Source organism: Gordonia sp. (in: high G+C Gram-positive bacteria) (genome assembly GCF_049299075.1).
Taxonomy (GTDB): Bacteria; Actinomycetota; Actinomycetes; order Mycobacteriales; family Mycobacteriaceae; genus Gordonia.
This window is the reverse complement of sequence record NZ_JBAQWU010000044.1, coordinates 1-9,951: the sequence shown is the minus strand read 5'-3', so window position 1 is coordinate 9,951 and position 9,951 is coordinate 1. Positions and strand designations below refer to the sequence as shown.

The following is a 9,951-nucleotide window of genomic DNA, read 5'->3' as shown; positions in this document are numbered from 1 at the left end:
TACACACACCCCAACAAGAACACAACTCCCCAGGTCAGGGGCCATGCCGGTACTGTCGAGTTATGCAACCTCCGCTCCCGATCAGCGTCCGTACTGCAGTGATGGCCGGTGGCGTCGCCCTGGTGGTCGGCAGCGTCGCCGGCTGTGGCGACTATCTGAAGCCCAAGGACTCAGCCACCAACGCCCACATCGCGCAAACCCAGGTCGAGCATTTCGCCGAGTTCTACAACCGCGATGGCCTGGAGATCGCCGTCGAACTGAACGTCTGCCCTGACAACCAGCAGCCGTACCTGGGCAAGGAGAGCCTGGACGGTGCGCCCTGGGTCGCTGATTCGATGACGGTCACCACCCCCGTCGGAATCGACGGCGACCTGGGTCAGGGCCACCTCGCCGTGACCGTCGCCGGCCAGCCCGCGGCGACCTACAAGGTGAATCTGCGCCGCGACGAAGTCCAGGGCTGGTGCATCACCGGCCTCGTGCGGTCCTAGCCGAGCTGATCGGCGGGACGCAGCAGAACCTCGTTGATGGCGAGGTGGCGCGGCCGGGAGAGGACGAAGGAGATGATTTCGGCGACTTCTTCGGGTGTCACGGTCGCGGTGTCGTAGAGCGACTGCACCGCGTTTCGGGTGGTCTCGTCGGTGATATGGCTGGGCAGGTCGGTGTCCACCACTCCGGGCTCAATCAGCGTGACGCGGACATCGGGCAGCAGTTCCTGTCGCAGCGACTCCGACCAGCCGTTAATGCCCCACTTCGTGGCCGCGTAAACACCGTTGGCGGCGCGTGCGGTGCGTCCGGCAACCGAAGAGATGTTGACGAGATCTCCGCCGCCGTCCTTGAGCTGGTCAAGGAACACCTCGGTGGCGGTGATCGCGCCAAGCAGGTTGGCTTCGACCATGGTGCGGTAGTCCGCGTGACGTGCGGACGAGAACGGCCCGAGCAACATGACGCCGGCATTATTGAGTAGGTACGTCCGCGCCGCCGAGCTCACTGTGCACGCGCTGCGCGGCGACGAGGAGCTGGTCCCGATCGGTGACGTCGGCCGCGATCGCGATCGACCCATTGCTCAGCTCCCGGGCGATCGCCTCGATACGGTCGACGCGCCGGGCCAGTAGCGCCACCCGATAGCCGAGGAAGCTCCGGTGATGACCGCAACGCGGCCATTGTTCTTAGTGCTACTCATGGGTCGAACACTATGCATTCCGGCAGCAGCGAACGAGGCACTGGCAGTTCCCCTCAGACCGCAGACCACGCGGCTACGGTTACTGAGATGGAGAATCGCGCAGCGGCCGCTGAGTTCTTACACTCGCGCCGCGACCGGATCACCCCGGAGCAGGTCGGCCTCATTGCTGGCAGCCGGCGACGCGTGCCAGGCCTTCGACGCGAGGAGGTCGCGCTGCTCACCGGGATCAGCGTGGAGTATTACGCACGGATGGAGCGTGGTGACCTTGCCGGAGTCTCCCCGGAAGTCCTCGATGCGCTCGCCCGCGCTCTGCAGTTGAACGAGGCCGAAACCGATCATCTGGCGGACCTCGCCCGAGCAGCCGGACCGCCAGCGCCCCGTCGGCGACGCAGTCCACCGGTGAACCAGACGGTGACGCCGACGGTGTGGTGGCGACGTTGCGCACCTACGCTGGCCAGACCCCGCACGATAAGAAGCTCACCGACCTGATCGGCGAACTCGTGACCCGCAGCGACACGGTCGCGCACCGGTGGGCCCGGCACGATGTGCGCCACCATCGGGCCGGACTCAAACGTATCCATCATCCGGTGGTCGGCGATTTGGAGTTGCACTACGAGGCGATGGAGTTGCCAGCGAACCCGGACTGGTTCATGTTCGCCTTCACCGCCGAGCCCGGCTCGCCCAGTGACGAGCGCTTGCAACTGCTGAGCCGCGAGCACTGATCCACGAACTCCCAGTTCCTCCCGTCCGTCCTGCGCCGGGCCTAGCGTGGAGCCCATGAGCCACCTGATCACCCTGAACAACGGCGTCGAGATCCCCGCACTCGGATTCGGCGTCTTCCAGACCCCACCCGAGCAGACCGTCGCCTCGGTCACCGAGGCCCTGCGCGTCGGCTATCGGTTGATCGACACGGCCGCGGCATACGGCAATGAGCGCGAGGTGGGCGAGGGTATCGGCGCCTCGGGCCTGGACCGGTCGGCGGTCTTCATCGAGACGAAGCTCTGGATCAACGACTACGGCTACGACGAGGCGCTGCGCGGGTTCGACAAGTCCGCCGGGAAGCTCGGCGTCGAGACGATCGACCTACTGCTGCTGCACCAACCGCTGACCGCCGACTTCACCAAGACGATCGGCGCGTACCGGGCGCTCGAGAAACTGCTGGCCGACGGTCAGGTCCGCGCGATCGGCGTCAGCAACTTCATGCCCGAGGTGCTGGCTCGCCTGCTGACTGAGACGGACGTGGCGCCCGCAGTGAACCAGGTGGAGGTACACCCCTACTTCGCGCAGCCCAGCGTGCAGCAGGCCAATGCCGAATACGGCGTCCTCACCCAGGCTTGGTCGCCGATGGGCGGGATCACCAGCTACGCCGGCGACGCCGGCCATTCCACCTTCACCGACCCGGTGATCGGTGCCATCGCCACCGCGCACGGCAAGACCCCGGCGCAGGTCATGCTGCGCTGGCACCTGCAGGAGGGGCGCTCGGCGATCCCGAAGTCAGTCAAGCCCGAGCGGATCGCCGCGAACTTCGACGTCTTCGACTTTGCATTGACCGCCGATGAGCTAGCGCGGATCGACGCATTGGACACCGGGGTGCGCAGCGGCCCGGAACCGGACTCGATCACGATGGAGTCGTACGGCCGCGACATTCCCGAGGCCTGAGCGATGCATCGACAACCTCGCACCACGATTGCTCCGCAAGGAGTCGGCCGGGTACCGGACCCGCGTCAAGGACCTGGAGACCAAGCTCCACCGGCTCCAGGTGGAGCAGACCGGCGCGCTGGCCGACCCCGCGGACCTGGAGTTCGACGCGGCCCACCTGGAGGACCCCGAGGCCCTCCAGGCCGCTATTGAGGAGCTCCTGGCCGCCAAGCCTCACCTCAAGGCGCGCCGGTTCGCTCCCGACGCCGCCGCCCAGGGAGCCAAGGGAGCGGCCTCGGGAGGCGTGGATCTCCTCGGAATCCTCCGCCAGAACGCGTAGTTTGTCGGAATGGACCGCACGCTCACGCTCTCATCTGCCATCGAGTTCCGACCGTCAGTACCGGGAGTGACGGCTCACGTCATCCCTCCGGTACTCGTGCCTCCACGAATGCTTGCGTTCAGCGTCATCGCTCAATCAACGACCAAGAAGCGCCGCGGACTCCTCCCGTTCCACGCCAACGCCCATATGGCGGTGGACGGTGGGCCCGCGGAGCGGCTGGGATACGGAGGATCTGGAAGCACAACCACTGCCGAGATCAACTTCAACCACTACCTGCCGGATGGCATCGATCTCGGGCAACCGCACACGTTCACCATCACGTTGTTCGACGGCCCCGACAGGGAATCGGCAGACACGCAGGTCGGCACGCTCACGCTGAACTACACGCCCTAACCAATTGCCGACACCGGGCCACATCTCATATAGTGGGATGAGGCCCGGTGCCGTTTCGTAGCTCTATCGCTGAGTGGGCCAGGTGCTCCAGACGCGGAATCCATTCCACCGCTTCAATTCTGGAGAACCATCACCATGGCTGAAACCACTGCAACCAACGGCGCGCTCCTCAAGGAACAGGTAGCCAGCCTCCTGGTCCAGCCCCTGGAGGCCGCCTCGGTGGTCCTGGCCGCTGGCCCTAAGATCTTCGACTCCTCGGAGCCGCTCCGTATCCCGCGGGTGACCGCCGGTGCCTCGGTCGGCTGGGTCGGTGAGTCCGAGCTCATCCCCGAGGGGGACGTGGAGTTCGATGAGATCTCGCTCACGCCGTCCACGCTCAAGTCCATCAAGACCCTCATCCGGTTCTCGAACGAGTTGGCCCGCCAGTCCGTCGTCGGCCTGGACGCGGTCCTCCGCCAGCGTTTGGTCACCGACGTGGCCAACAAGCTGGACGACGCGCTCCTGGGTGGCACCGGCACCGGGAACACCGTCACCGGCCTGTTGAATCAGACCGGCGTCTCCACCGGCGTCCTGGACGTGGCAGAGCCGGACTCGCTCCTGGACGCGCTGGCCATCGCAGCGTCGAACGAGATCGCGCCGACCCACTGGATGATCTCCGGCGCGGACTTCTACGCCTTGAGCAAGATCAAGGACGCCGATGGCCGCTACCTCATCCAGCCGGATCTCACGGCCGAGGGCAATCGGACCCTGTTCGGCGTCCCGGTCATCGTCACCAACAAGCTGGCCGAGGGTAAGGCCGCGCTGGTGGACATGAGCAACGTGGCCGTGGTCCGGGATCTCCAGCCCTCGGTCACCGTCCTGTCCGAGCGTTACGCCGACTACGACGAGCAGGCCATCCGCGTGGTGACCCGCTACGATCTCGGGCTCCTGCACCCCGAGGCCGTCACGGTCCTCACCGCGGCCTAGTCGGCCCCCAATCGTGGCCTCGGCCGGAGGTTGTCATGTTCCTCTGGCCGAGGCCTTTCCACTAGGAACAGGAGGCCGAGATGGCCGTCACCAACACTGATCTGGTCAAGTGGCTCGGGGCCGACACCACCGACACCGCGCTCATGGCCCAGGCCACCCAGGCCGTCACGATGGCCTCGGCCATGTGCGACGCCTACACCCGCGGAGCTCACCTCAAGGCCGATGGCTCCACCCGTCCCGGCGTGGACGCGGTGATCCTCATGGCCTCGGCGCGCATGTTGGCCAACCCCGAGGGCCTCAAGTACGCCACCGGCGTGGTGAGCTTCTCCGAGGCGTTCAACGGGTTCACCCTGGCCGAGCTCACGGTCCTCAATCGGTACCGCCGGAGGGCCGCATAGTGCCCGCGCTCATGCTCCGGGACTCGGTCACCCTCAAGATCGGCGGAGGCCGAGATGAGAACGATGACCCGATCCCGACCCAGAACGTCCCCATCCGGGCCACAGTCATCCCGATCTCGGGCACCGAGCAGGCCCAGCGCGGCCGGTCCACGTCACTGACCACCTACCGGCTGGTGGTGGCAGATCCGCGCATTGAGCAAGTCTCCACGGTCATCTGGAGGACCAAGACCTACACCCTGGAGGGTCTGCCCATGCCGTACCGCGTCGGTGGCCGACACCACCACTACGAGGTCCTCATGAGCCTGGGCCAAGGGTGAGATGATGTAGTCACAACTCAATATCTCGGAGACCGTGCCGCGTCTCCAACACGCTGACAAGGCCCCGGACCAGGCGGTTCGGGGCCTTAGTCATGCCACCGTCTGGCACGTATCTGGCACAACTACCGCCATCCAACACGTTTGCGCTGGTCAAACCTGCTCCGCCGCCAGGACTCGAACCTGGCCTTAGAAGTGAGTGCTGTTTGGTTGTCTACCTGCGGCTATTGACTGCGTGACCTCAGGTGCTCCACACTCTACATGTGGACACGAACAGGCACAACGGGACACGCAAACACGTTGTTATCGCACGTGGATCGCACGAATGACACGGCAACGGAAGCGCAGGCGCAAGTTCGGCTACATGCGCGAGCTGGCGTCCGGCCGGTTCCAAGCGTCCTACCTCGACCCCGGCGGCTCAGGTGTCCGCTACAACGCACCACACACTTTCAAGGACGACATCAGCGCCGAGGGCTGGCTCGCCGCCGAGCGTCGACTGATCGACATGGGAGCGTGGACCCCGCCCGCGGATCGCTCCAACACCGAGAAGGTGAAGGTGGTGACGCTGCGCGCGTTCGCCGACCAGTGGCTACCCGAGCGTGACCTCACCCCCAAAACCCGGGCGCTCTACCGTGACCTGCTCGACTCGCGGATCTTGCCGGTGCTCGGTGACGAGTACCTGAGCGACCTCACGCCGGCGCTCATCAGAACGTGGTGGGCTGGGCTCGGGCCGAAGACGCCGACCCGCTCGGCTCACGCCTACCAACTGCTCCGCACCATCCTGAACACCGCCGCCGACGACGACCTGATCGATGAGAACCCGTGCAAGATCAAGGGCGCCGGGCAGACGCCGAAGCGCCGCCAGCTCGACATCCTCACCCCGGCCGAGCTCGATGCCGTCACCGCGAAGATGCCCGAGGCGTACCGGGCCGCGGTGCCTGTCGCCGCGTGGGCTGGTCTGCGGTTCGGTGAGCTGATCGAGTTGCGCCGCAAGGACGTGGTGCGGACCGACGCCGGCACCGTACTCAAGATCCGGCGCGCTGCGGTCCGCGTCGACAGCGAGATGGTGGTCGGGCCGCCAAAGTCCGATGCCGGTGTCCGTGACGTGTACCTGCCGCCGCACGTTGCCGAGTTGCTGGCCGTGCACATCAAGGCGCATACCGGCCGCGGTCCAGAATCGCTCGTGTTCCGCACGACGCGCGGGAAGCGGCTGTCACAGTCCTCCTTCACGAAGTCCTTCAAGGCCGCGTTGCCGAAGGGCAAGGAGACGATGCGCGTTCACGATTTGCGCCACACAGGAGCTGTGCTCGCCGCCCAGGCCGGGGCGACCGTGAAGGAGCTGATGGGCAGGCTCGGGCACACGACCCCGGAAATGTCGATGCGGTATCAGCATGTCGCGGCCGGACGGGACGCAGAGATAGCCGCGCGCATGTCGTTGTTGGCCGAGCCCGACCAGTAACTACCGAGCACGACACGCCGAACAGGTGTGATCCTCGTCACCTGCTTAGGTGGACATCGGCCACTACTGAACCCTTCTGACCTGGCACTACAGGAAATCTCGCCACGCTGAGACGCTCCCGACCGAGCGTTCGTGCTGTCCCTGACCGGGGGAACCATGCGCCCAGCTGTCCCACGAGGGGCAGCTACGGGCAAGCGAAAGGGCTCAGAGATGAGTGCCAGGTCAACGGCAGCCACGCGGCTGCTGAACATCAACCAGGTCGCCGAAATCACCGGATTCTCTGCCAAGACGATCCGCCGTCGAATCGCAGACGGAACGCTCCGCGCGCAGCGAATCGGCCCCCGCGCAATCCGCATCACCGAATCTGACCTCGAAGCGTGGATCGGCGGTGCCGCGTGAGTCCAGAAAAGGAAACCGGCCCCGGGGGGAACGGGGCCGGTCAACAGATCTCAGCAGATCGAGCTCAGACTAACACCACCGTCGCGCTGCTGTCGGCGATCATCGACGCCGCCGCCTGCCGCCAGGTCACCACCGTGCTGCGGTTCTGCCGCCCCGAGGACGTCCGCCTGCTGGACGCCCCTACCGCGACCGCCCTCGACGTGGCGCTCGAGCTCGCCAACGCTGGCCGCGTCCCCAGCGCCGTCACCCTGAACGCCGAGCTGCTGCGCCGAGGCTGCTACGACGGCCACGCCGGGGAACTCGTCAAGGCCCGAATGCTCGCCGCGTCGAACCCGCGCGAGTACGCCGAACGACTGACCGAGCTCGCCGCCGCCGTCCTGGCCGAGGTGTACCGGGCACGGATCGCCGCGGCCGGCCACGCGCTCACCACTGGTGCAGCGACCGCACCCGAGCTCGACCTCTGGACGCTCCTCGAAGGTGAGGGCCGAGCGGTCCGCGCGGTCCGCGACTCACTCGCCACGCTCCGCAAGCACGGTGGCGCCGATGTCTGAGTTCTGGACACGCCGCCCGATCCTGGAGCACATCTACCGCTACGCGCAGTCGACCGGCACCGGACCCTACGCGGTCCTCATCGGCGTGCTGGGCAACGTCATCGCATCCACCGACCCGGAACTACAACTCCCTGACGGCGGATCGCTGAACCTGGCGATCGCCTACGTCGGCCAGTCTGGTGCCGGGAAAGGACGCGCTGAACGCGCCGCGCAGCACGCCGTCAAGATCATCGGACCCGCCGACGAAGCACAACGGTGGTCGGTCGGTTCGGGCGAAGGCATGGCCGCACTGTTCGCGCCCGACCGCGAAGGCCACCAGGAGTGCCGCCGCGCCATCATCGACGTCTCCGAAGTCGACGGGCTCGCCGCCATCGCCAAGCGCCAAGGGTCGACGCTCATGTCGACCATCCGACAGGTGTGGTCCGGGGAGCCCATCGGGCAGCTGAACGCGGGCTCACGCCGCTACGCGCCCGCGCACAGCTACCGCGCGATCTTCGCTATCGGCGTGCAACCCGAGCGGGCCGGCGCGCTGCTCGACGACACCGCCGGGACCGCGCAGCGCGTCATCTGGCTACCGGTCTCCGACCACACCGCCCCGAAGGTCCGACCACCACGGCCGAACCCCCTGACTGTCGACGTGAACGGTATCGGCGGGCAGATCGAGATCCCGGACGAAGCTCAACGCGCCCTCGAGGAACACCGGTGGCACGTCCTCACCGAGTCCGGGGAAGTCGATCCGCTCGATGGACACGTGATGTTCACGCGCCTGAAAGTTGCCGCCGGTTTCATGCTGCTGCGCCAGGAGACGCACGAGATGAATGCCGAAGATTGGGAACTCGCCGGCATCCTCATGCGGCGATCTGCTCGCACCCGCGACCGGATTCAGGAGCAGCGCGGCGCGATCGCACGTCAGGCGAACCGGGCGAAGGCTCACGCGGCCGCCGAGCGAGACGAAGTGATGGGTGATCGCAAGCTGCAGCGCGCCAAGACCGCGGTGCTCCGGTGGATCGAACGTCACGGCCCGCAGACCGAGGGTGCGTTGGCTCGCCGCGCCCGATCGGACTGGCGATCCGATGTGCCGTCCGCGATTGAGGCTCTGATCGAAGACGGTGCTGTGCACGCGGTCTCGTCCGAGGACGCCCCAGACACTCCGGTCTATGCGATCACACAAGGGGTCCACGTGGACCCCCGGTCCACATCAGATAACCGCAGGTCAGAGCATGTGGACCCGAGGTCCACTGTGGACCCCCCCAGGTGAACAGCCAACCGCTGCCACCCCTCCACTACACGTGGCACGTGGCACAGGTGGCACAGGTCAGAAAGGCAATGAACATGCAGGTCAGAGCGCTACAGTCGCCACCCTCAGACCTGTGCCACCCGTGCCAGTGTCTACGCGCGAGGCACCACCGGGCGGAATCACCGCTACCACTCCAGGCATGACCGACCGTGTGACCGCAGCGCTCGCCGCAGCCGGAAAGGACAACCGCTGATGCAATCCCCGAACCCCGCCACCGACCGACTGCTCTACGCCGCCTGGGAAGCACGCACCAGCGCCGACTGGGTGACCGACACCGCAGGCGACCACGGCCACCACGACGACTGCTGCACGATCCCCCTCGACACCCTCGACAACGCGCGCGGTCTCCTCGTCGCAGCCCTCGCCGAGTTCACCACCTACAGCGACGGCCGCCCGATCCGCACCACCGTGGAAATCGAGTACGGGCACCGGTTCTCCTACACCTGGACACCCACCCCCGACCCACGGCCAGGCCCCATCGAACTATGCCGCGGCGAACTCGCACGCGACGACGCGCACCGCAGCAACGGCCGCTACATCATGTGGGCCTGGCCCGACCACTGCCAGCTGAAGGCGCAGCTGCTGACCCGACCCCGACTGCGCGTCGTCCACTGATGTACCACCCGCTCCTCGACGGCCCCGGCCCCATCCCACTGCTCGCCGCGATCTTCCACCGCCTGCCCTCACTCACCGACCCGGCCTGCACTGGGAAACACGAGTTGTTCGACACCGGGCCCGACACCACCGGCCGCCACGCCCAAGCCGTCGCGATCTGCCACACCTGCCCCGCCCTCGACGCCTGCACAGCCTGGGCAGACACCCTCACACCCCGAGAACGCGCCGAAATCGGCGTACTCGCAGCACAACCACCACCCCCGAAACCACCCACCAGAACCCGACGAAAGGCCCTCTCATGAGCGACCACCAGCTCCAGATCACCGCCACCGACCAAGCCCGCGCCCTCCGCCTCGTCCTCGCCGGCCTCGAACACGACCTCCAAGTCGCGACGGTCCTGT

The 9,951-nt window shown here is 66.6% G+C and carries 14 protein-coding genes and 1 pseudogene; 13 read left to right on the top strand and 2 right to left on the bottom strand.

The genetic code is table 11. From position 1 onward, the window contains the following. The first annotated feature begins 62 nt into the window (after positions 1-62). Entirely contained in the window at positions 63-488 is a 426-nt protein-coding gene (locus WAW85_RS01675; RefSeq protein ID WP_422557927.1) for a hypothetical protein, read from the top strand. On the opposite strand, the gene WAW85_RS01670 is transcribed toward WAW85_RS01675, so the two are convergent. Together WAW85_RS01670 and WAW85_RS01665 are read right to left on the bottom strand one after the other, a co-directional pair. After that, positions 485-988 carry an SDR family oxidoreductase gene (locus WAW85_RS01670; RefSeq protein ID WP_422557926.1) on the bottom strand — a complete coding sequence of 168 codons (504 nt, stop codon included), beginning with the start codon at positions 986-988 and terminating at the stop codon, positions 485-487. The two genes, WAW85_RS01675 and WAW85_RS01670, sit on opposite strands and share 4 nt — an antisense overlap. Further along, complete coding sequence (locus tag WAW85_RS01665) at positions 954-1,118, bottom strand: hypothetical protein (RefSeq protein WP_422557925.1); 165 nt, start codon at positions 1,116-1,118, stop codon at positions 954-956. The genes WAW85_RS01670 and WAW85_RS01665 overlap by 35 nt, the downstream gene beginning before the upstream one ends. 149 nt (positions 1,119-1,267) lie before the next feature. Between WAW85_RS01665 and WAW85_RS01660 the strand changes: the two are divergent. From WAW85_RS01660 to WAW85_RS01605, 12 genes and pseudogenes are all read left to right on the top strand, one after another. Beyond that, a pseudogene (locus WAW85_RS01660) lies at positions 1,268-1,902 on the top strand (helix-turn-helix domain-containing protein). Between the two features lie 55 nt (positions 1,903-1,957). Then, entirely contained in the window at positions 1,958-2,839 is an 882-nt protein-coding gene (locus tag WAW85_RS01655) for an aldo/keto reductase (RefSeq protein ID WP_422557924.1), read from the top strand. A gap of 28 nt (positions 2,840-2,867) precedes the next feature. Beyond that, positions 2,868-3,158 carry a hypothetical protein gene (locus WAW85_RS01650; protein ID WP_422557923.1) on the top strand — a complete coding sequence of 97 codons (291 nt, stop codon included), beginning with the start codon at positions 2,868-2,870 and terminating at the stop codon, positions 3,156-3,158. 9 nt (positions 3,159-3,167) lie between these two features. Continuing rightward, complete coding sequence (locus WAW85_RS01645) at positions 3,168-3,551, top strand: hypothetical protein (protein WP_422557922.1); 384 nt, start codon at positions 3,168-3,170, stop codon at positions 3,549-3,551. A 69-nt stretch (positions 3,552-3,620) separates the two neighbouring features. Continuing rightward, positions 3,621-4,517 carry a phage major capsid protein gene (locus tag WAW85_RS01640; RefSeq protein ID WP_422557928.1) on the top strand — a complete coding sequence of 299 codons (897 nt, stop codon included), beginning with the start codon at positions 3,621-3,623 and terminating at the stop codon, positions 4,515-4,517. An 80-nt stretch (positions 4,518-4,597) separates the two neighbouring features. Further along, on the top strand, positions 4,598-4,915 hold the full coding sequence (locus tag WAW85_RS01635) for a hypothetical protein (RefSeq protein WP_422557921.1): 318 nt from the start codon (positions 4,598-4,600) through the stop codon (positions 4,913-4,915). Positions 4,916-4,926: 11 nt separating this feature from the next. Further along, the gene (locus WAW85_RS01630; RefSeq protein WP_422557920.1) at positions 4,927-5,232 is read left to right on the top strand and encodes a hypothetical protein; all 306 of its coding nucleotides are present in this window, start codon (positions 4,927-4,929) and stop codon (positions 5,230-5,232) included. A gap of 322 nt (positions 5,233-5,554) precedes the next feature. Beyond that, positions 5,555-6,688 carry a tyrosine-type recombinase/integrase gene (locus WAW85_RS01625; RefSeq protein WP_422557919.1) on the top strand — a complete coding sequence of 378 codons (1,134 nt, stop codon included), beginning with the start codon at positions 5,555-5,557 and terminating at the stop codon, positions 6,686-6,688. Between the two features lie 210 nt (positions 6,689-6,898). Next, positions 6,899-7,087, top strand: coding sequence for a helix-turn-helix transcriptional regulator (locus WAW85_RS01620; RefSeq protein ID WP_422557918.1), 189 nt, complete (start codon positions 6,899-6,901; stop codon positions 7,085-7,087). Further along, positions 7,084-7,638 (top strand): hypothetical protein, encoded by a 555-nt coding sequence (locus WAW85_RS01615; protein ID WP_422557917.1) that lies wholly within the window; start codon positions 7,084-7,086, stop codon positions 7,636-7,638. The genes WAW85_RS01620 and WAW85_RS01615 overlap by 4 nt, the downstream gene beginning before the upstream one ends. Beyond that, the gene (locus WAW85_RS01610) at positions 7,631-8,896 is read left to right on the top strand and encodes a hypothetical protein (protein WP_422557916.1); all 1,266 of its coding nucleotides are present in this window, start codon (positions 7,631-7,633) and stop codon (positions 8,894-8,896) included. Before WAW85_RS01615 ends, WAW85_RS01610 begins: the two co-directional genes overlap by 8 nt. A 231-nt stretch (positions 8,897-9,127) precedes the next feature. Beyond that, positions 9,128-9,550 (top strand): hypothetical protein, encoded by a 423-nt coding sequence (locus WAW85_RS01605; RefSeq protein WP_422557915.1) that lies wholly within the window; start codon positions 9,128-9,130, stop codon positions 9,548-9,550. Positions 9,551-9,951 lie beyond the last annotated feature (401 nt).